The organism is Thermomonas sp. (assembly GCF_023953935.1).
In the GTDB taxonomy this organism is placed as follows: domain Bacteria; phylum Pseudomonadota; class Gammaproteobacteria; order Xanthomonadales; family Xanthomonadaceae; genus Thermomonas.
The window spans coordinates 413,424-435,564 of the sequence record NZ_JAMLIW010000001.1 but is presented as its reverse complement, the minus strand read 5'-3'; the positions used below and the strand labels follow the sequence as shown (position 1 = coordinate 435,564).

Genomic DNA, 22,141 nt, shown 5'->3' with positions numbered 1-22,141 from the left:
GCGCAGTGGGGGTGAGAACGTGCGCTTGTGCGCCACTGGCGCACGCACGTTCGAACGCCCTGCGCGCGAGCGCAGGGCCGGGTCGCCCCCGTTGAGGGCGGAACATTCTGGAGTTGCAAAATGGGTCAGTCGGTCGTGGTGTTGGGCGCGCAATGGGGCGACGAGGGCAAGGGCAAGATCGTCGATCTGCTCACCGAGGACATTGGCGCGGTGGTGCGCTTCCAGGGCGGGCACAACGCCGGCCACACCCTGGTCATCAACGGCAAGAAGACGGTGCTGCACCTGATTCCGTCGGGCATCCTGCGCGACGGCGCGCTGTGTCTGATCGGCAACGGCGTGGTGATCTCGCCGGCGGCGCTGCGCAAGGAGATCGAGGAGCTGGAAGCGGCGGGCGTGGAAGTGCGTTCGCGGCTGAAGATCTCTCCGGCCGCGCCCTTGATCATGCCGTATCACATCGCGCTGGATCAGGCCCGCGAGAAGGCCGCCGGCGGCAAGGCCATCGGCACCACCGGACGCGGGATCGGCCCGGCCTACGAGGACAAGGTGGCGCGCCGCGGCATCCGCATCGCCGACCTGCACTACCCGGGCCAACTCGCCGAGAAATTGCGGGCAACGCTGGACCTGCACAACTTCGTCCTGACCAGATATTTCCAGACCGACCCGATCGACTTTCAGCAGACCCTGGACGAAGCGCTGGCCTTCGGCCACTACGTTCAGCCGATGAAGTCGGACGTGGCCGGCATCTGCCACGAGCTGCGCAAGCAGGGCAAGCGGGTGCTGTTCGAGGGCGCGCAGGGCGCGCTGTTGGACATCGACCACGGGACCTATCCCTACGTCACCTCGTCGAACACCACCATTGGCGGCGCGCTGGCCGGGGCCGGCGTGGGGGCGGATGCGATCGACTACGTGCTGGGCATCGCCAAGGCCTACGCCACCCGCGTCGGCGGTGGGCCGTTCCCGACCGAATTGGATGATGACGTGGGGCAGGGCATCCGCGACCGCGGCGCCGAGTATGGCGCATCCACCGGGCGGCCGCGCCGCTGCGGCTGGATCGACATCGTCGCGCTCAAGCGTGCGGTGGCGATCAACGGGATTTCCGGGCTGTGCATCACCAAGCTCGACGTGCTCGACGGCATGGACAAGCTGAAAATCTGCATCGCCTACGAATACCACGGCAAGCGCACCGAATACGCGCCGCTGGACGCGCAGGGCTGGGAGGAATGCACGCCGGTCTACCTCGAGTTCCCCGGCTGGAGCGAGAACACCCACGGTATCACCGAGTGGGACAAGCTCCCGCCGGCGGCGCGCGCCTACCTGCGCGCGCTGGAGGAGCTGGCCGGCTGCCCGATCGCCATCGTCAGCACCGGCCCGGATCGCGACCACACCATGGTGCTGCGCGATCCGTACGCGTGATCGCGCGCGTCCTGGATGCCTCGACGCGGGGTGCATGAGCCCTGCTTGAGCAGCGAGTACGTGTAAACGCGAGGCGGTATTCCATACGCGATGGTATGCTGCACCGATGCACACGACGACAACCGCTTTGCCCGCCGTCCCGCGGATCCGCCTCCAGAGCGCGGGAGAGGAACTTGCCAATGCGCTGACCCACGGCGTCGGCGCGACGGCGGCGCTGGCGGCCGGCGCGGTGCTGGTCACGCTCACCGCGATCTTCGGTGACGGCTGGCAGCTGGCCGGCGCGATCGTGTTCGGCACCGCGACTTTGCTGCTGTACACCGCATCGACCCTCTATCACGCGATCTCGCATCCGGTACTCAAGGGGCGGCTGAAGGTCTTTGATCACTGCGCGATCTATGTGCTGATCGCCGGCACCTACACGCCGTTCACTCTGGTCGGCCTGCGCGGCCCCACTGGCTGGTGGATGTTCGGCACGATCTGGACGCTGGCGCTGGCCGGGGTGGTGTTCAAGCTGTTCCACACTGGCCGGTTCCGGCGGCTGTCGACCTTCATCTATCTGGGCATGGGCTGGCTGATCGTGGCGGCGATCGGGCCGATGTGGCATGCGCTGGACGCTGCAACCCTGATCTGGCTGCTGGCTGGCGGGCTGGCCTACACCGGCGGCACCTTCTTCTACCTGCGCCCGCAGCAGCGCGGTGCGCACGCGATCTGGCACGGCTTCGTGCTGGCCGGCAGCCTGTGTCATTACGTCGCGGTGATGCGGCATCTGGTCTGAACGCTGCACCGATCAATTCCGGTTTGCCCTGAACGCAGCCACACGGCGCGGTGAATTTGTGTGCCAGGCATGACTTCAGGCGGTGTTGCCGGAGCGGGGATTGCGCGAGGATCGCTTTCCTGTCACTGCCTGCGGAAGCCCCATGCGCCGTCCTGCCATTCGTCCGCTCGTCATCGCGATGGCGTTGAGCCTTGCCTGCAGCCAAGCCTTTGCGGCATCTGCCGGCGACATGCCCGCCGGTGCCGAGCAGGCCGCGGTCGTCACCACCCAGCTTCCGCGCACGGCGCAGCCCTCGCATTACACGATCGAGATCACCCCGCACGCGCAGGCGATGACCTTCGATGGCAAGGTGAAGATCGACATCGAGGTGCTGGCGGCGACCGACCGCATCGTGCTGCAGGCGGTGGACATGCGCTTCAGCCACAGCACGCTGACCACGGCGGCCGGCAAGACCCTGGTGCCGAAATCGGTGGATGTCGATGCCGGCAACCAGACCGCGGCCTTCGTGTTCGACCAGCCGCTGGCGCCCGGTCGCTACGTCCTGGCGACCGAATACTCCGGCAAGCTCGGCACCCAGGCCAACGGCTTCTTCGCGCTCGACTACCCGACCGCGAACGGCAGCAAGCGCGCGCTCTACACCCAGTTCGAGAACTCCGACGCCCGTCGTTTCATCCCGTCCTGGGATGAGCCGAACTTCAAGGCGACCTTCGACCTGACCGTCAACGCGCCGAGCGGCGAGATGGTGGTCAGCAACATGCCGGCGAAGGCGACCCAGGTGCTGCCCAATGGGCTCACCCGCACCACCTTTGCCACCACCCCGAAGATGTCCACCTATCTGCTGTTCCTGGGCGTCGGCGAGTTCGATCGGCTCAGCCTTGAGGATGGCGGCGTTGAAATCGGCGTGATCGCCCTGCGCGGCAAGGTGGAACAGGCGAGCTACGCAATGGAATCCAGCCGCGACATCCTGCGCGAATACAACGACTACTTCGGCGTGCGCTACCCGCTGCCCAAGCTGGACAACATCGCCGCACCGGGCCGCAGCCAGTTCTTCAGCGCGATGGAAAACTGGGGCGCGATCTTCACCTTCGAAACCTCGCTGCTGCTCGATCCGGCCACCTCCAATACCTTCGACCAGCAGCGGGTGTTCTCCACCGCCGCGCACGAGATTGCCCACCAGTGGTTCGGCGATCTGGTGACGATGCGCTGGTGGGACGATCTGTGGCTGAACGAGGGTTTTGCCTCGTGGATGGAAAACCGCACCACCCGCAAGCTGCATCCGGAGTGGGATACCGGCGGCGCCGATGCCGCGTTCACCAGCCGCGGCGCGATGGGTGGCGATGCCTATGCCACCACCCACCCGATCGTGCAGCCGATCGCCACGGTGGAGCAGGCCAGCCAGGCCTTCGACGGCATCACCTACGGCAAGGGCGCGGCGGTGATCGCGATGCTGGAAGACTATGTGGGCGAAGACGCCTGGCGCAGCGGCGTGCGCAGCTATATCCGCAAGCACGCCTACGGCAATGCCGTCACCGACGACCTGTGGGCGGAGATGGACGCCGCCGCGCCCGGGCGCCGATTCATCGAGGTGGCCCACGATTTCACCCGCCAGCCCGGCGTGCCGCTGATTCGCGCCGCCAGCGTGTGCCGTGATGGCCAGACCGTGGTGACGTTGGAGCAGGGTGAGTTCACCGTCGATCGCCCGGACAAGTCGCCGCTGCGCTGGCGCGTGCCGGTGAGCCTGCAAGCGGGCGCCGGCCCGGTGGTCAGGGTGCTGGTGGACGGCAGCGCCAGCGCGACCCTGCCGGGCTGCGCGGCGCCGGTGGTGGTCAACGCCGGGCAAGCGGGGTATTTCCGCACCCTGTATTCGCCGGCACAGTTCGGGGCATTGACCGCGAACTTCAGCCGGCTGCCGGTGGTGGACCAGGTGGGCGTGATGCTGGATGCGTCCGCGCTTTCGGAAACCGGCTTGCAGCCGCGTTCGGACAGCCTGAATCTGGCGCTGCAGGTGCCGCTGGATGCCGCGCCCGAGCTTTGGCAGATGGTGGCCGGGTCGCTGGGTGGGCTGGATGACCTGTACAAGGACGATCCGGCGCGCAAGGCGGCGATCCAGAAGTTCGTGATCGCCCGGCTTTCGCCCAAGTTCGCCCAGCTTGGATGGGACAATCGCGATGGCGATTCGACCTCGGTCAAACAACTGCGGACCAGCCTGATTTCGATTCTCGGCGGACTGGGTGATGCCACGGTGCTGGCCGAGGCGCGGCGTCGCTTCGACGCCTTCCTCGTCAATCCGGAATCGCTCTCGCCCGAGCTGCGCCGCACCGTGCTGGGCATGGTTGCCTACAACGCCGATGCCGCCACCTGGCAACGCCTGCTGGCGCTGGCGCGCGCGGAAAAAATCTCGATGCTGCGCGATCAGTATTACGGGCTGCTGGCGGTGGCCAAGGACAAGGCGCTGGCGCAGCGGGCGCTCGACCTGGCGCTGACCGACGAGCCGGGCGCGACCTTGGGCGCCTCCATGATCGCCTCGGTGTCGCGGGAGCATCCGGACATGGCTTTCGACTTCGCCGTGGCCCACCGCGAGCAGGTGGACGCGTTGGTGGATTCCACCTCGCTGGCGCGCTATTACCCGGGCCTGGGCCGCGCCGCGACCGACCTGAAGATGGTCGACAAGATCCGCGCGTTTGCCGAGGCACACATCGCACCGACCTCGCGCCGCGACGCCGAGCGCACCATCAACGCGATCCAGACCCGAATCCACCTGCGCGCGCAGCTGCGCCCGCAGATCGATGCCTGGCTGAAGCAGCAGGGGGTGTAAGGCGCTGCCGGCCGCCCCTCATCCGGCCTGCGGCCACCTTCTCCCCGCGCAGCGGGGAGAAGGAAAAGCAAGCAAGCCTCCCCGCGCAGCGGGGAGAAGGAAAGACAAGGTGAGCCTCCCTGCGGTGTGGGGAGACGGAAAAGTGCAGCAAGCCTCGCGTCGTCACGAATCTGTCCCCCTCTCCCCGTTTGCGGGGAGAGGGTTGGGGTGAGGGGCGGCGAGCGTAGCGAGCGCGAAGGACCAAAAGCGCCCCTCATCCGTGCTTACGCCTCGTCCCGGTACGCGTCCATCGGCGGGCAGGCGCACATCACGTTCTTGTCGCCGTAGACGTTGTCCACCCGTGCCACCGGCGGCCAGTATTTCTGGCGCTTGAGGCTGGCCAGCGGGAACACCGCCAGCTCGCGCGGGTAGCCGTGCTTCCATTCGCTGGCGCTGGCCTGCGCGGCGGTGTGCGGGGCGAACTTGAGCGGGTTGTCTTCGCGGTCCAGCTTGCCGTCGACCACATCCTGGATTTCGGCGCGAATCTGGATCATGGCGTCGATGAAGCGGTCGAGTTCGCCCAGCGATTCCGATTCGGTCGGCTCCACCATCAGCGTGCCGGCGACCGGGAAGCTCAGGGTCGGGGCGTGAAAACCGAAGTCGATCAGGCGCTTGGCCACATCCTCGGCGCTGACGCCGGAAAGCTTTTCCAGCGGGCGCAGATCGAGGATGCACTCGTGCGCCACCAGGCCGTTGCGGCCGCTGTACAGCGTGGGGTAGTGGTCGGCCAGGCGCTTGGCGATGTAGTTGGCGCTGAGCATCGCCACCTGGGTGGCCTTGCGCAGGCCGACCGCGCCCATCAGGGTGATGTACATCCAGCTGATCGGCAGGATCGAGGCGCTGCCGAAGGTCGCGGCGGCCACCATCGCGCCGTTGCCCACGCCCGGTGTGCGCAGACCGTCGGCGCCCAGCGCGTCGGGCAGGAACGGCGCCAGATGCGACTTCACTGCGCACGGGCCAACGCCCGGGCCGCCGCCGCCGTGCGGGATGCAGAAGGTCTTGTGCAGATTCAGGTGGGACACGTCCGAGCCCCACTTGCCGGGCTTGGCCAGGCCGACCAGCGCGTTCATGTTGGCGCCGTCGGTATACACCTGCCCGCCGTGCTGGTGGACGATCTCGCAGATTTCGACCACGTCCTCTTCGAACACGCCGTGGGTGGACGGGTAGGTGAGCATGATCGCGGCGAGATTGGCCGAATGCTTCTCGGCCTGGGCGCGGATGTCGGCGACATCCACATTGCCGTTGGCATCGCACTGGGTGACGACCACCTGCATCCCCGCCATCTGCGCGCTGGCCGGGTTGGTGCCGTGCGCCGAGGACGGGATCAGGCAGATATTGCGGTGCCCTTCGCCGCGCGCGGCGTGATAGGCGCGGATCGCCAGCAGGCCGGTGTATTCGCCCTGGGCGCCGGAGTTCGGCTGCAGGCTGACCGCGTCGTAGCCGGTGATCTCCACCAGCATGGATTCCAGCCCGGCGATCAGCTCGCCGTAGCCGCGGGTCTGCTCGGCCGGCGCCAGCGGGTGGATATTCGCGAACTCCGGCCACGTCACCGGGATCATTTCCGCGGTGGCATTGAGCTTCATCGTGCACGAGCCCAGCGGGATCATGGTGCGATCCATCGCCAGATCCTTGTCGGCCAGCTGGCGCAGGTAGCGCAGCATCTCGTGTTCGCTGTGGTAGGTGTTGAACACCGGATGGGTGAGGATGGCGCTGCGGCGGCGCAGCGCGGCCGGGATCAGGTCAGGCGCGTCTTCCAGTGCGTCCACCGACGGCAGCGGCTGGTCTTCACCGAACACTTCCCACAGCAGTTCGATGTCGCTGCGGGTGGTGGTTTCGTCCAGCGCGATGCAGATCGAGCCGTTGCCGCGCACGCGCAGGTTGACGCCCATCGCGCGCGCGCGCTCGGCCAATGCGGCGCTGTTGGCGCCGGCGTCGATGCACAGGGTGTCGAAGGCGCTGGCGTGGAGGCAGTTGAACCCCAGCTGCGCCAGCCCGGTTTCGAGGATGGCGGTATAACGCGCCACCCGCTGGGCGATGCGCTTCAATCCTTCGGGGCCGTGGTAGACCGCGTACATCGCCGCCATCACCGCCAGCAGCACCTGGGCGGTGCAGATATTGGAGGTGGCCTTTTCGCGGCGGATGTGCTGCTCGCGGGTTTGCAGGGTCAGGCGGTAGGCGGGGTTGCCCTCGGCGTCGATCGAGACGCCGATCAGGCGGCCCGGCATCGAGCGCTTGTAAGCGTCGCGGCAGGCCATGAACGCGGCATGCGGGCCGCCGAAGCCCAGCGGCACGCCGAAGCGCTGGCTGCTGCCGATCACGATGTCGGCGCCCATTTCGCCCGGCGATTTCAGCAAGGTCAGCGCCAGCAGGTCGGTAGCCACCACGAACAGCGCGCCGTGGCCGTGGGCGGTTTCGATATCCTTGTCCCATTCGGCGATCCATCCGCTCGACGCCGGGTAGGACACCAGCACACCGAAATAGTCGCCGGCGGCGAGCTTGGCGTGAAAGTCCTCGGTTGAACGCACCACCTCCACGCTCAGGCCCAGCGGCTCGGCGCGGGTGGCCAGCACTTCGAGCGTCTGCGGGTGGGTATCGCCGGAGACGAGGAAGACGCTGGACTTGGACTTGGCGCTGCGCTTGGCCAGGGTCATCGCTTCGGCCGCGGCGCTGGCCTCATCCAGCAGCGAGGCGTTGGCGATGTCCATCCCGGTCAGATCGGCCACCATGGTCTGGAAATTGATCAGGGCTTCCATCCGGCCCTGCGAGATTTCCGCCTGATACGGCGTGTAGGCGGTGTACCAGGCCGGGTTCTCGAGGATGTTGCGCAGGATCACGTTCGGCGTGTGGGTACCGTAATAGCCTTGGCCGATGAAGCTGCGGAAGGTCTGGTTGCGCGCGGCGATTTCGCGGATGCGGGCCAGCGCGTCGACTTCGCTCACCGCCTCGGGCAGCGCCAGTGCGCCGGTGGGTTTGATCGAATCCGGGACGATGGCATCGGTGAACGCATCCAGCGCATCGAAGCCGAGGGTCTTGAGCATCGCCGCGATTTCGGCGTCGTTCGGGCCGATGTGGCGGGAAACGAAAGCATCGTGCTGTTCGAGGGAACGAAGCGAAGGCTGGGTCATGGCGGCATCCGGGCGCGTGCAGCGGGAAAGGATGCCCGCTCTGTCCTTTTGCCTGAGAGTTTGAACCGCATCGCCCAGGGGGAGGGAAGGCGAGTGCTGCGGTCTTGCCCCTTCGGCGCCCTGCGCGCACGGTTCAGATGCGCGGGGGTCTCTCCAGAGTGTGATTGCACGGCGGTCTTGGACCTGAGCGATTCCGGGCAGTTGCGCCTTCGGCAGCCCGCGTGGCCAGTGATCACGCGCGCTTCTCCCACCGTGCGGGTCGAATTATACAGCCCGCCGGTGGCGGAAGGGCGGTTTTCAGCCGGCTGCGGCGGGCGCGTCGCCCTGCGCGGCGGCCGGTGCCGGAGTCGATTCGCCCGCATCCCAGCCGCACTGCTGGCCGTCATTCTGCTGTTGCAGCCACGCTTGCAGCGGTGCGAAGTATTCCAGCAGCGGGCCGGCATCCATCTTCTCGCTGCCGGTCAGCTCCTTCAGCGTGGCCTGCCAGGGCTGGCTGGCGCCGCGTGAGAGCATCGCCCAGTATTTGCGGCCGGCCTCCTTGTTGCCATAGAAGCTGCATTCGTACAGCGGCCCCTTGTAGCCGGAAGCGTCGCACAGCGCCTTGTAGAACTGGAATTCGAGGATATTGGCGAGGAAGTAGCGGGTGTAGGGCGTATTGGCCGGGACGTGGTACTTCGCACCCGGATCAAAGAACTCCTCGCCGCGCGGGCTCACCGGCGCCACTCCCTGGTACTTCGCCTTCAGCGACCACCAGGCCTGGTTGTAATGGTCGGGGGTGATCGAGCCGTCGAACACGCCCCAGCGCCAGCGGTCGATCATAAGACCGAACGGCAGGAACGCGACTTTCGCCAGCGCCATCCGCATCTGCGCGTTGACCAGCGCATCCCGGGTCTGCTGCGGCTTTGCGACCAGCCCGACCGAAGCAAGGTATTGCGGCGTCATCGACAGCACGATGGTGTCGCCGATGGCCTCGTGGAAGCCGTCATTGGCGCCGTTCTGGAACAGCGGCGGCAGCTTGTTGTAGGCGAGGTAGTAATAGATGTGCCCGAGCTCGTGGTAGATCGTGGTCAGATCTTCCTCGGTCGGGTTGATGCACATCTTGATGCGCACGTCGCCCTGCATGTTCATGTCCCAGGCGCTGGCGTGGCACATCACCTCGCGGTCCAGCGGCTTGATGAACTGGGTTTTCTGCCAGAAGCTCTCGGGCAGGGCGGGCATGTCCAGCGAGGTGTAGAAGTCCTGCGCCCGCTGCATCATCTGGGTGGCGGTGTCGAGATTGGCGGCGCGCTGTGCCAGGAAACCGCGGTCGGAGGACGGCATGCCCGGCGTGCTGGCGCGGAACAATTCGCGTCCGAAATTGGATTCCTGGGTGCGCTGCAAGGCCGCGTTGACATCGAGGCTGCCGGCGCCCGGGTAGGGCGCGAGCATGTCCCAGAGGTTGCTCCAGTCCTGCTGCCACAGGTTGCCCATCAGGTGCGCGGGCAGCATCCGGCCGGCCACCTCGCCCTTGTCCTTGCCGTACTTGGCATCGAGCTTGCCGCGCGCGTAGCAGTGCAGCTGCTCGTACAGCGGCTTCACCTGATCCCACAGGCGATCGGTTTCCTGCGCGATTTCGGCCGGCGGCATGTCGTAAGCCGAGCGCCACATCTCGCCGGCGTCGGCGAAGCCCATTTCCTTCGCCCCCTTGTTCACCAGTTCGGCAAAGCGGGTGTAATCGGCGCGCATCGGCGCCCCGACCGTGTGCCAGCCCTGCCAGGCGTCGAGCTGGGCCGCGTAGTCGCGGTTGCTGGCCAACACCTCGCTGAGCTGGCCGATGTCACGGCAGTCCTTGTTCGCCCCGCTGCCGGTGCAGTAGCTGCCGCTCCCGTACATGCCCTCCAGCTTGCTGGCGATCCGGGCCAGTTCGGCCAGCTCCTTGGCATCCTTGGGCGCCGGCATCGCGGTCATCAGCTTGAGCAGCTTGATCTGGCGCGCGGTTTCCGGCGCCATTTGCCGCCCCTCGAAGCGCTTGGCCTGCGCGATCCAGTCGTTGAGCCGGGCCAGCCAGCGTTCGTTGGCCTTGGCGGCGATCAGCTCGCTGTCGCTGTTGATGTAGGTGTTCGACAGCCACTGTGCCGAATTGAGCTCGGTGCTGACCTCGCGCATTTCCTCATTGACCCGGGCGATGAACTGCTCCGGCGTTTCATTGGCGTTGGTCGCCGCAGCGCCGGTAGTCGCGTTGCGCGGACCGCCGCCCCCGCAGGAAGCAAGGACAACGGCGAGGCCGCCGGCGACGGCAAGGGCAAGCAGACTGGGGCGCAGGGTCATGACGGGTTTCCTCGGCGGCGGGAATGCTGAAAACCGAAGGCTAGCAGACGGAGCGGTGGTTGATTCGATTTGATGAGCGCGGCCCGTTCGTCCCGCGTTCGAGATCGAGGGCAGGTCGAGTGGGGATTGCGTGCACGGACAGGCAGTCCGGTCGGCGTTGTCAGCGTGCTCATGGCAGGCGGCTTGCGTCACTCGGGACGCGAAATGTCAAGTGTTGCAGCTTGCGTGGAGCCATGTTATCAATCGACGTCATCAATCACGCCGCGACCGAGATGTCCGCGGCCTCCACGGGGAGACTGGGGATGCGTTGGAAGGGAATGGGGGGGGGGGGGGACTGCTGACCCTCGGTTTGTTGCTGGCAAGTGGGCAGGCGGTGGCGGTTCACCAAGTATGTGAATACGATCAAGAGAACGTCTGTCAGATGACGGTAGACGGAAGACCGATCGGCTGTAAGGTTACGACAATCAAAACTTGCTGGTGGGAAGAAGGATCAGACGCCTCCGAGTTCGAACGCATGCTCGGCAGGAGTTCTTCCAACGGTTTCAACGATACTTTCCTGTTTCCGGGCAGTGGTGGTGCTGGTAGCGATCGCCAGAACGAGGTTGAAGTCGCCCTCGCGGTCAAGGAAAGCTCCTTGCCCGATTCATGTGAGATAACCGGGAGACCGGTCGAAATTCCCACCGGCGACAAGCTCATGTTCGAACCGGATATCCTCCTTCCTGCGGATTCGGGCGTGCTTGCAGTGTTCCGCACCTACCGCAAGTCACAAGGGTATCTCGGCGTCTTTGGGAGGAGTTGGTCAGGCAACTTCGAACACACGCTGGTGTTTGAATACGCTGACGGCAGCCAATGCTCCGGAACATTGGGCAGCATCCGCGCCTGTTCTCAAGTTGCCGTGGCCAATATCTACCTTGCCGATGGTGCGAGCGCGATCAAATTCACGCCTGCCGGGAGCGGTGTGTGGTTGTCGGAAACCAGGAGCATCGTGCAGGACGGTTCAAGCTGGCGTGTGGAATTTCCAGACGGACGGCAGTGGCAATTCAACGGTGCCGGGCAACCCCTCACGCTTCTCGACGAACGCGGCATCGGTCTGACCTACGCCTACAACGGCAGCGGTGCGCTTGCGACGATCACCCACACCTCCGGGCGCACGCTGTCGTTTGCGTGGACGAACGGCAAAGTCGGCGCCATTACCGCCCCCAACGGCAAGGTGTATTCGTACACCTACAATGGTGCCGGGTATCTGGCCAGCGTCACCTATCCGGACAATCTGGGCACCCGCAGCTATCACTATGAAGATTCCCGTGATGCCAGCCGGCTCACCGGCATCTCCATCAACGGCCAGCGTTATTCCCGATATGCCTACCAGGCCGATGGGCAGGTGGCGTGGTCGGGGCTGGAAAACGGCGTGGAGCGCAGCACGTTCGCTTACACGGACACCACCACCGCCGTCACCAACGCCCTCGGCCAGACCACAACCTACTACATCAGCGCAGCCGACGGCGCGCGCCGGATCGTCGGCGTGGAGCGGCCGCCGTCGCCGACCTGCTCGGGCAGCATGGCCGAGTCGTTCTACGACGCCCATGGCAATGTGACCTCGGAGAAAGATCAGTACGGCGTGCAGACGCAGTACGTCTACGACGCCGACGACCGCCTGACCCGCAAGACCACCGGGATCGGCCCGAACGGCGAGACCGACCAGCAGCAGATCACCGAATACGTCTGGGATGCCGTGCGCAAGGGCCGACTGAACCAGATCAAGGTCTATGGCAGCAGCACCAACCAGCCGCTGAATACCACCAGCTATGCCTACTACCCCGACGGTGACGCCCGCGCGCGCCTGCTGCAATCCGTCACCGTCAGCAATCAGGGCGGCGGCGATGTCGGCACGCTGACCACCAGCTACGCCTATACCCTGCATCCCAACGGCATGGTCGCCAGCATGACGGTGGACGGACCGCTGGCGGGCAGTGGCGATGCCCTCACCTACAGCTACGACACCGCCGGCAACCTGCTGACGGTGAAGAATAGCCTGAACCATACCGTCACCTACGCCAACTACAACGCGCTGGGCCAGCCGGGAAAGATGACCACGGCCAACGGGGCGGTCACGCAGTACACCTACAACGCGCGCGGGCAGGTGCTGACCGAAGCGCGCACGGTCAATGGTGCAGCGCAGGTGACAGCAACGACCTACGATACCCAAGGGCGTCCGGTGCGGGTGACCCTGCCGGACGGCAACTGGGTTGACACCGGCTATGACGTGTATGGGCGCGTGACGTCGGTGTACAAGAGCTATGCCTCCGAAGACGGCGATCCGGAGACCATCAACGAAGTGACGACGGAGCGACAGACGTTCACCTACAACCTGCTCTCGCAGCCGACAACGGTCGAGCGCAGCACGCGGTATACGGGAAGATGGATAGACCCGATGCCGTCTCTGCTCCAGGGGATACGCGACGGCGGTCATAGCTTCCCGATTCCGTTCGACTACACCGACCTCCACCAACGCACCACCTACGTCTACGATGCGGGTGGGTTCCTGAGCCAGCAGCACGGCGAACACGGCCAAGTGACGACCTTCCACTACGACGCCAACGGCGATCTGAACCAGACCACCGACGCGCAGGGCAATACCACCAGCTACGCCCACGACCGCCGTCGTCGAGTATCGGCCATCACCGATGCGGCGGGCGGCACCACGCAGATCCAGTACACCGCGCTGGGCCAGACCGCGCAGGTGCGTGATGCCCGGAACAACGCCACCAGCTACAGCTACGACGGCCTGGGCAATCTGCTCAGCCAGACCAGCCCGGACACCGGCACCGCTACCTTCAGTTACAGCGCGGTCGGGCAACTGCTCCAGACGAAGAAAGCCGACCTCAGCCTGACCAATTACACCTATGACACACTGGGCCGGCTCAAGACCCAGGCCAGCGGTAGCCAGACCCGCAGCTTCACCTACGACACCTGCACCAGCGGCAAAGGCCTGCTGTGCACTGCCGTCAAGACCGGCGGCACGGGGACCACGGCCAGCTTCACCTACACGCCGTGGGGCCAGATCGCCACCCGCAAGGACAAGACCGGCACCGTCACCGACACCACCAGCTACGCCTATGACGGCATGGGCAGGCTGACCACCATCGGCTACCCCAGCGGCATCAGCGCAGGCTACGGTTATGCCGACGGCCATCTGGCGACGATCACGGCCACGGTGGGCGGCGTCACCACCACGGTGGCCACGCTGGATGGCTATCAAGCCTTCGGCCCGCCGCTGTACCTGCTGTACGGCAACGGCCTGTGGCGGCAGAGCAACTACGACAGCGACGGCCGCCTGACCGGCATCAGCACCCGCGACACACTGCCGCTGCAAAGCCTGACCTACGGCTTCGACACGGCAGACCGCATCACTGCCATCACCAATGGCGTGGATGCCAGCCAGAGCCAGCAGTACCAGTACGATGGCCTGTCACGGCTGACCCAAGCGGCACTGGCCGGCGGCAACGTCGCCACCTATGGCTATGACGCGGTAGGCAACCGCAGCAACGCGGGCAACACCAGCCCGGCCAATACGACGGCCTACAGCTACGCAGCCACCAGCAACCGCCTGCTGCAATCAACCACCGGCGGCCTCACCCGCAGCTACACCACCAACGCCAACGGCGACATCACCGCGTTCACCAATGCGGCAGGCCAAGCCAACACGCTGGGCTATGATCCGTTCGGACGCCTCGCCAGCCACACCCGCACCGGCACCACGACAACCTACACCGTGAACGCACTCGACCAGCGCATGGCCAAGAGCACGCCCGGCACGACCAGCCGCTATGTGTATGCGGGATTCAACCAGCTATTGGCCGAGAACAGCAACGGCCAGTGGACCAGCTACCTCTGGAACGGTGGTGAGCCGGTTGCGATGGTGCGAAGCGGCCAGATCTACTACCTGCACAACGACCACCTGGGACGCCCGCAACTGGCGACCAACGCCAGCAAGGCCATCGTGTGGAAGGCCAGCAACTCAGCATTCGACCGCACAGTCACAACGGACAGCATCGGCGGAATCAACCTCGGCTTCCCCGGCCAGTACTTCGATGCCGAATCGGGGATTTGGCACAACGGCTACCGGGAGTATCTGGCGGATGCTGGGCGGTATTTGCAGAGCGACCCGATTGGGCTGGGGGGTGGGATCAATACCTTTGCCTACGTCAGTGGGAATCCGGTCAATCGAATTGATTCGTTTGGCTTGTGTCCTGAGGAAGAGGAAAAGAAGGCACCGATTTCTGAGACAACATTTACGGGCTATTGGGTAGCATGCATGAAATACGTGCCGCAGCCATCCCCAGTGGTATCGTTCCTTAGTTCTGTAGGGTCGAGTGCGGCCTTTTTTGTCGATAATCCAGCCGGAGCATTTGTATTGGGCTTGGGTGGTGCCGTCCTTGGTATATACGAAACAGGGGCAGGACTCATGTGCGGGTTGGGTGGGATCCAAACGCTCCAATGAAACCCTCTACAATGAAATCAGTGATTGTCGCCGGAAGCGCAGGATGGGCAATAGTGGCTGCAACCATGTTCCTGCTGGGAAGGCAGCTGGAGGCGGGCATGTATGCCTTAGCGGCCGTTGCATTGGCTGCAATTGCAAAGAGTCGATATAGGGAATGATGGGATAAACGAAAAAACGCAATAATGGTGTCAGGGACAATTAACTCCAGCGGCATCAGCGCGGGCTATGGTTATGCCGACGGGCATCTGGCGACGATCACCGCCACGGTCAATGGCGTCACCACCACGGTGGCCAACCTCACCGGCTATCAAGCCTTCGGCCCGCCGCTGTACCTGCTGTACGGCAACGGCCTGTGGCGGCAGAGCAACTACGACAGCGACGGTCGCCTGACCGGCATCAGCACCCGCGACACCCTGCCGCTGCAAAGCCTGACCTACGGCTTCGATTCGGCAGATCGCATCACCGCCATCACCAATGGCGTGGATGCCGACCAGAGCCAGCAGTACCAGTACGATGCGCTCTCAAGGCTGACCAGCGCCACACTGGCCGGCGGCAATAGCGCCAGCTTCGGCTATGACGCGGTAGGCAACCGCAGCAACGCGGGCAACACCAGCCCGGCCAATACGACGGCCTACAGCTACGCATCCACCAGCAACCGCCTGCTGCAATCATCGACCAGCGGCCTGACCCGCAGCTACACCACCAATGCCAACGGCGACATCACCGCGTTCACCAATGCCGCAGGCCAAGCCAACACCCTGGGCTATGATCCCTTCGGACGGCTGGCCAGCCACACCCGCACCGGCACCACGACCACCTACACCGTGAACGCATTGGACCAGCGCATGGGCAAGAGCAAGCCCGGCACGACCAGCCGCTACGCGTATGCGGGGTTCAACCAATTGCTGGCGGAGAACAACAACAACCAGTGGACCAGCTATCTCTGGAACGGTGGCGAGCCGATTGCGATGGTCAGAAACAACCAGATCTATTACCTGCACAACGACCATCTGGGCAGGCCGCAACTGGCCACGAACAGCAGCAAGACCATCGTCTGGCAGGCCAGCAATACTGCCTTCGACCGCAGCGTCAAACAAGACAGCATTGGCGGGATCAACCTCGGCTTCCCCGGCCAGTACTTTGATGCCGAATCGGGCATCTGGCACAACGGCTATCGGGAGTATCTGGCGGATGCGGGGCGGTATTTGCAGAGTGATCCGATTGGGCTGGCGGGTGGGGTGAATACGTATGAGTATGTAGGTGGGAATTCGGTTAACTTAATTGACCCGTTTGGATTGTTCGAGATATATGCAATTCGAACGGCAAATGGAATGAGATATAGAATGACTTTTTCAGGAACAGCACTTCAGTACGCCAACGAGTTCGGATCTACAGTCATAGGGAGATTTGGAAGTCTGGGTAGGGCGATAAGTCGTATAGGTAAAGCAGCTGACGGACTCAATCTTAGCTCTGGTTTGTGCGATGTGAAAGGTAAGGGCAATAGAATAAAGGCTGCTCAATTTGATCCGCAACTTCAGGATATGTACGAGTCTAAGGGCTATCAGTCTGGATTGTCAGACGGTACGCCTCTTAATGAGAGTGAGCTGAGAAATTTTCTGCATGACGCTTTCCGTCAATATCCGGGGCTGGCAGATTATTACCCAACAATTGACACGCTAATTAATAATGCGAACGAAAGAGCGCCCAATAATTAAGAGGGTATTTTATGGATATTGTTGTTTGGGCGTTTGCATATGTATTTTTCTTATCCCCGCTCTGGCTTTCAATTGTTTTTGTGATTAAGTGGAGTAAATTCCTGAAGCGCAGGCTTCGATTTTTGATTATATCAATTGTTATTATGTTTTTCTTATTAATTATCTCATTTCTTGTGTTCAATCTATTAATTGGACTTGGAGTAGACTACTGGTATTTGTCTGGGCGTGTATGCGAAACTAAATTTATCTGTAGGGCGTTTGATTTTCTATACGACGCACGGGGCGGAGTGCCTCTTTTGATTTACTTATTTTTGACTGTATCATGGCTGATGTTCGCTAAGAGGAAAGCGCCGGAATGGTTTGGGTTTTCCAGCAATAATCAATAATGGTGTCAGGGACAATTAGGCTTCAACCGTCGCCGGCAGACAATGCCGGCTTTTGCGGCTTTGCATTGGACAGCAGCGCGACTTTCAGCGCTTCGACTGCGTCGGGCAGGGGATCGGCGTGGCTGGGCCGGGCCAGCATGGCGGCGAGGCTGGCGGGCACGGGCACCGGGCGGCCGATCAGCGGCTCGACCACGTCCGGGAATTTGGCTGGGTGGGCGGTGGCGACCACGGCCCAGTCGCCGGACTCGCCCCTGGCGCGCAGGCGGTCGAGCACTTCGGCGGCGCAGGCGGTGTGCGGGCAGATGATCTGACCGCGCTGCGCGAGGCTGCGCGCGATGGCGGCGCGGATTTGCGCATCGGAGACCGCTTCGGCGCGCAGCTGTTGCCGCAATTCGGCCGGATCCGGGTACAGGGCTTGCAGTCGCTCGAAATTGCTCGGCGCGCCCACGTCCATGGCGTTGGCCAGGGTGGCGATGCCGGGCCGCGGCGCGTAGTCGGCGCCGGCGAAGAATTCCGGCAGCACGCTGTTGGCATTGCTGGCCAACACGATGGCGCCAATCGGCAGGCCCATGCGCCGCGCCAGCACGCAGGCCAGGGCGTTGCCGAGATTGCCGGTGGGGATCACGAAGTTGAGCTTGGTTCCGGAGTTGCGCCAATGGCTCAGCGCGGCGTGGGCGTAGTAGCTGGTTTGCGGCAGCAGGCGGCCCAGCGAGATGCTGTTGGCGGAGCCCAGCGGCACCCTGCGGCGGAACTCGGTATCGGCCAGCAGGGTTTTGGCCAGTCGCTGGCAGTCGTCGAAATTGCCGTCCACCCGCAGCGCGCGCACGTTGCCGCCGAAGCTGCCGAGCTGGTGGGCCTGGCGCGGGGCGACGCGGCCGTCGGGATAGAGGATGGCGACGCGAAATCCCGGGAGATTGTGGAATGCCGCTGCCACTGCCGCGCCGGTGTCGCCGGAGGTGGCGACGAGGATGGTCAGCGGCTGGTCGCCACCGGGCAGGGCGGACAGGCAGCCGGCAAGAAAACCTGCGGCGTAGTCCTTGAAGGCGGCGGTCGGGCCGTGGAACAGCTCCAGCAAAAAGTCACTTTTGTTTCCGAATGCGACCACCGGCGGATCGATGGCAAGCGTACGTTCGCAAATTCCCGGCAGCGCGGTTTCCAGCGCGCCGCCTTCGAAAAACGGCCGCAGCAGGCGCAACCCGATCTCGGCCAGGGTGCCGACACCGTCAAAATCGGCAGGCTTGAACTGCGGCCATTGCTCCGGCAGATACAGCCCGCCGTCTGCGGCAAGGCCGGCGGCGATCGCTTCGGCGATGGGAATGGCGGGCGCCTGGCCCCGCGTGCTGTAGGCCTTCATGGCAGCACTCTTGCGGCCGGGCCGGCGATGGGGGTCAACAGCAGGTCGCTGGGCAAATCGTTGGCGGCGAAGGCGGCACGCATGGCATCGCCGACGTGCTGTGCTTGCGGCAGGCTTTCACACCAGGCGAACACGCTGGGGCCGGCGCCGGAAATGCTGGCGCCCATCGCGCCGGCCTCCAGCGCCGCCCGCTTCACCTCGGCAAAGCCCGCGATCAGTGGCGCCCGCCGTGGCTCCACCAGCACGTCGGACAGGCCGGCCCGAACCAGCTGCGGATCGGCGCGCTCGCAGCCCAGCAGGACTTGGGCAAGATTCGCGCTTTGCGCCACGAACTCGCGCAGGGCGTAGCTGCCGGCCAGCGCCTCGCGCGCTCGACGGGTTTCCAGGATCGCGTGCGGGTGCACCACCGCGGCGTGCCATTGCGGCGGTACGCGCACCGGCGTCATGTCGGTGGCCGTAGTCAGCACCAGACCGCCGAGCAACATCGGACCGACGTTGTCGCCGTGGCGGCCACCGCTGGCGGCGGACTCGCCGGTCAGTGCGTGCGGGTACAGTGCCTGCGCCGACAGCGGGGTGTCGAGCAGGGCATTGGCAGCAACCAGGGCGGCCACGCAGGAGGCCGCCGAACCCCCCAGCCCGGAGCCGAGCGGAATGCCCTTGTCGAGTTCGATCTCGAAACCGAACGGCAGGTCAAGCGCCTGCCGCAGCGCGATCAGGGCGGCGCCGCCGGTGTTGCGTGCTGCCGCCAGCGGCAGTTCCGTCACGCAACCACGGATGGCCGCGATCCGCACCTCGGGCGTGTCGATGCGGCGCACGCTGGCGACATCGCCGATGCCGGCGATGCTGTGGCCGAGGATGTCGAAGCCGACCCCGACGTTGCCAACCGACCCCGGCGCGAAGGCCCTCGCGACGGCGGCGCTCACAGCCGGGCTCCGAGCGCGGCGGCCAGCCGCAGCAGGTCGGAGAACACCCCGGCGGCGGTGACGTCCGGACCGGCGCCGGGGCCTTGCACGACCAGCGGATTGTCGCGATAGCGGCGGGTGGTGAACGACACGCAGTTGTCCGTCAGGCGCAGGTGGGCGAAGGCATGGTCGGTTGGAACCGCCTGCAGCGCAACGCTGGCGTGGCCGGATTGATCCAGACGCGCGATGTAGCGCAGCACGCTGTCCTGCGCACGCGCCTGTTTCAGCGCTTCCCGCATCGGCGCATCCAGCGCTTCCAGCCCGGCCATGAAGGCCTCGCGGTCGGCGCTGCGGAGTTCTTCGGGCACCAGGCTTTGCACCTCCACATCGTCCAGCGACAGCGCCATCCCGGCTTCGCGGGCGAGGATCACCAGTTTGCGCGCCACGTCGGTGCCGGACAGGTCGTCGCGCGGATCGGGTTCGGTGTAGCCCAGCGCGTGCGCCTGCCGCACCAGTTCCGAAAATGGCTGGCTGCCGTCGAATTTGTTGAACAGCCAGGCCAGGGTACCGGAGAAGATGCCGTCGATGGCGATGAGTGCATCGCCGGTGTCGAGCAGATCGCGCAGGGTCGAGATCACCGGCAGGCCGGCGCAGACCGTGGCCTCGTAGCGGAAGCGCGCACCGCTGTGCGAGCAGGCGGCGCGGATGCCGCGGTAGTGTTCCAACGAGCCGGCGCCGGCCTGCTTGTTGGGGGTAATGACGTGGATGCCGGCGGCCAGCCAGTGTGGATAGCGGCTGGCGACGGCGTCGCTGGCGCTGCAATCGAGGATGACCTTGTGCGGCAGGTGGGTGGCGTGCAGGTGCGGCGCGATGGCGTCGAGATCGGCGGGTTCGGGTTCGCTCTGCATGCGGGCGCGCCAGCCGCTGCCGTCGCCGTGCTCGATCGTCCACAGCCGCGAGCGGGTGGCCAGGGCGCGCAGGCGCAGATCGATGTTGGCATCGCGGCGCAGGCGCGGCATCGCCGCTTCCAGCTGGTCGAGCAGGGCGGCGCCGACCTTGCCCGGGCCGATCACGGCCAGCGCGATGGTCTGCGGCGACAGCCAGAACGCCGCGTGCACCGCACGCAGCGCCCGGGTGGCATCTTCCGCACTCATCGCCACCGAGATGTTGCGCTCCGATGCGCCCTGGGCGATCGCGCGCACGTTGACCTGCGCCCGCGCCAGCGCGTCGAACAGGCGCGCGGCCACGCCCGGGGTTCCGGCCATGCCGTCGCCGACCGCGGCCAGCACGCTGATGCCGGTGCAGGCGGTGACGCCATGCACCTGGCCGCCGGCCAGTTCGCGGTCGAACGCCGCGGCCAGCGCCGCGCGTGCCGCCTGCGCTTGTTCGGCGTGCACCACGCAGCAGATCGAATGTTCCGAGGAGCCTTGCGAAATCATCACCACCGACGCCCCGACGGCGCGCAGCGCGCCGAAGGTGCGCTCGGCGGTGCCGGGCACGCCGATCAGCCCGGCGCCTTCGAGGCAGACCAGCGCGAGGTCGTGGTTCAAGGTCAAGCCCTTGACCGGGCCGGAACCGGACGGTTCGCCGCAGGCGTCGATGCGGGTGCCGGGCTGGTCGGGGGCGAAGGTGTTGCGCATGCGGATCGGCAGGCCGCGCGCGATCGCCGGTGCCAACGCCTGTGGATGGATGACCTTGGCCCCGAAATAGGCCAGCTCGCAGGCTTCGCTGTAGCTCATCGTCGGCAGCGTTACCGCTTCCGGCACGAGGCGCGGGTCGGCGGACAGCACGCCGTCCACGTCCGACCAGATGTTCAGCTCGTCGGCCTCGAACAGCCCGGCGAAAATCGCCGCCGAATAATCGCTGCCATTGCGGCCCAAGGTGGTCGGCAGTCCGCCCTCGTCACTGGCGATGAAGCCCGTCACATTGACGCGCGGCTGCGGGTTGCGCGTGCGCCAGTCGGACAGCAGGGCGGCACTGGCTGCGTGGTCCACCACCGCGCCCAGCTCGGTGTGACGAACACGCAGCACCTCGCGTGCGTCCAGCAGCGCGTAGTCGGCCCCGCGTTCACGCAGGTGGGCGTTGAGCAGGCTGGTGGACAGCAGTTCGCCCATGCCGTGGATCCGGGCCAGCGCGGTGGGGCCGGGCTGGCGCAGCAGCGCGGCGGCCCGCAGCAGGTCGGAGAGTTCATCGCACAGCGCGTCGATCCGCGCCTGCGCCGGTTCCGGCTGTTGGAGCAGCGCCTGCGCGGTTTCGAGGTGGCGCCTGCGAACGGCGTGCAGGCCAGTTGCCCAGTCGGTACCGGCCGTGGCCGCGCGGCCCAGTGCAACCAGCGCATCGGTGGTGCCCTGCATGGCGGAAGTGATCACGATTTGCCGCGGGCAGGCGTCTGCGAGCAGCAGGTCGGCGACGCGGCGGATGCAGCCGGCATCGGCCATGGAGCTGCCGCCGAACTTGTGCGCACGGCAGCTGACGAGGATGGGTGCGGACGCGAGAGAATCCATGGAGCCTCCGGTGGAGGCCCGCGCTGCGCTCGAGTTCGGGATCCGCGCCCCGCCTCTACGCTGCGGGGCCGATGTCTGGTGGTGAAGACTTATCCAGGCATGAGCGACCGCACCGGCGGGGTGCCGGTGGTGGTGGTCGTGGTGGTGGTCATGCGACGGAACATGGGCAGACTGTGCTGCACTGCGACACGGGCTGTCAAGCGGCTGGCGCGGAAATGATGAATGCGTGGAAAACAGTGACGGCGGATTGCGCGTGCGCCCCTCATGGCTAAGCTGCCGTTGGGGATCGAGCGCGGATGATTTGA

General features: G+C 65.3%; 10 protein-coding genes and 2 riboswitches. Of the genes, 5 read left to right on the top strand and 5 right to left on the bottom strand.

Translation table 11 applies throughout. From position 1 onward, the window contains the following. Window positions 1–120 precede the first annotated feature (120 nt). From M9902_RS01945 to M9902_RS01935, 3 genes are all read left to right on the top strand, one after another. Window positions 121–1,413 (top strand): adenylosuccinate synthase, encoded by a 1,293-nt coding sequence (locus M9902_RS01945; RefSeq protein WP_297173497.1) that lies wholly within the window; start codon window positions 121–123, stop codon window positions 1,411–1,413. A 106-nt stretch (window positions 1,414–1,519) separates the two neighbouring features. Next, the gene (locus M9902_RS01940; protein WP_297220810.1) at window positions 1,520–2,188 is read left to right on the top strand and encodes a hemolysin III family protein; all 669 of its coding nucleotides are present in this window, start codon (window positions 1,520–1,522) and stop codon (window positions 2,186–2,188) included. Between the two features lie 142 nt (window positions 2,189–2,330). Further along, window positions 2,331–5,003: a M1 family metallopeptidase gene (locus M9902_RS01935; RefSeq protein WP_297220808.1), complete on the top strand. Its 2,673-nt coding sequence runs from the start codon at window positions 2,331–2,333 to the stop codon at window positions 5,001–5,003. 263 nt (window positions 5,004–5,266) lie between these two features. Here the strand turns inward: M9902_RS01935 and gcvP are convergent, their stop codons facing one another. Both gcvP and M9902_RS01925 read right to left on the bottom strand, forming a co-directional pair. Next, window positions 5,267–8,167, bottom strand: a complete 2,901-nt coding sequence (gcvP, locus tag M9902_RS01930) for an aminomethyl-transferring glycine dehydrogenase (RefSeq protein WP_297220806.1) — start codon at window positions 8,165–8,167, stop codon at window positions 5,267–5,269. A gap of 36 nt (window positions 8,168–8,203) precedes the next feature. Beyond that, a riboswitch (glycine riboswitch) is annotated at window positions 8,204–8,328 on the bottom strand. A gap of 1 nt (window position 8,329) precedes the next feature. Further along, window positions 8,330–8,427, bottom strand: a riboswitch (glycine riboswitch). A gap of 37 nt (window positions 8,428–8,464) precedes the next feature. Beyond that, on the bottom strand, window positions 8,465–10,474 hold the full coding sequence (locus tag M9902_RS01925; RefSeq protein WP_297220804.1) for a M2 family metallopeptidase: 2,010 nt from the start codon (window positions 10,472–10,474) through the stop codon (window positions 8,465–8,467). Window positions 10,475–10,823: 349 nt separating this feature from the next. Between M9902_RS01925 and M9902_RS01920 the strand changes: the two genes are divergently transcribed. After that, a complete protein-coding gene (locus M9902_RS01920; RefSeq protein WP_297220802.1) occupies window positions 10,824–14,975 on the top strand; it encodes an RHS repeat-associated core domain-containing protein in 4,152 nt (1,383 codons plus the stop codon). A gap of 182 nt (window positions 14,976–15,157) precedes the next feature. After that, the gene (locus M9902_RS01915; protein ID WP_297220800.1) at window positions 15,158–16,690 is read left to right on the top strand and encodes an RHS repeat-associated core domain-containing protein; all 1,533 of its coding nucleotides are present in this window, start codon (window positions 15,158–15,160) and stop codon (window positions 16,688–16,690) included. Window positions 16,691–17,098: 408 nt separating this feature from the next. On the opposite strand, the gene thrC is transcribed toward M9902_RS01915, so the two are convergent. Genes thrC through thrA form a run of 3 tightly spaced genes read right to left on the bottom strand, consistent with a single transcriptional unit; the run spans window position 17,099 to window position 21,836 of the window. Then, window positions 17,099–18,430, bottom strand: coding sequence for a threonine synthase (gene thrC / locus M9902_RS01910; protein WP_297220798.1), 1,332 nt, complete (start codon window positions 18,428–18,430; stop codon window positions 17,099–17,101). Then, entirely contained in the window at window positions 18,427–19,353 is a 927-nt protein-coding gene (locus M9902_RS01905; protein WP_297220796.1) for a homoserine kinase, read from the bottom strand. Before M9902_RS01905 ends, thrC begins: the two co-directional genes overlap by 4 nt. Further along, window positions 19,350–21,836, bottom strand: coding sequence for a bifunctional aspartate kinase/homoserine dehydrogenase I (gene thrA / locus M9902_RS01900; protein ID WP_297220794.1), 2,487 nt, complete (start codon window positions 21,834–21,836; stop codon window positions 19,350–19,352). Before thrA ends, M9902_RS01905 begins: the two co-directional genes overlap by 4 nt. Window positions 21,837–22,141: the final 305 nt, after the last annotated feature.

Bases quoted from the DNA above. Each gene is read 5' to 3' on its own strand.
- M9902_RS01945 (WP_297173497.1), top strand. From the start codon at position 121: ATGGGTCAGTCGGTCGTGGTGTTGGGCGCGCAATGGGGCGACGAGGGC.
- M9902_RS01940 (WP_297220810.1), top strand. From the start codon at position 1,520: ATGCACACGACGACAACCGCTTTGCCCGCCGTCCCGCGGATCCGCCTC.
- M9902_RS01935 (WP_297220808.1), top strand. From the start codon at position 2,331: ATGCGCCGTCCTGCCATTCGTCCGCTCGTCATCGCGATGGCGTTGAGC.
- gcvP (WP_297220806.1), bottom strand. From the start codon at position 8,167: ATGACCCAGCCTTCGCTTCGTTCCCTCGAACAGCACGATGCTTTCGTT.
- M9902_RS01925 (WP_297220804.1), bottom strand. From the start codon at position 10,474: ATGACCCTGCGCCCCAGTCTGCTTGCCCTTGCCGTCGCCGGCGGCCTC.
- M9902_RS01915 (WP_297220800.1), top strand. From the start codon at position 15,158: ATGGTGTCAGGGACAATTAACTCCAGCGGCATCAGCGCGGGCTATGGT.
- thrC (WP_297220798.1), bottom strand. From the start codon at position 18,430: ATGAAGGCCTACAGCACGCGGGGCCAGGCGCCCGCCATTCCCATCGCC.
- thrA (WP_297220794.1), bottom strand. From the start codon at position 21,836: ATGGATTCTCTCGCGTCCGCACCCATCCTCGTCAGCTGCCGTGCGCAC.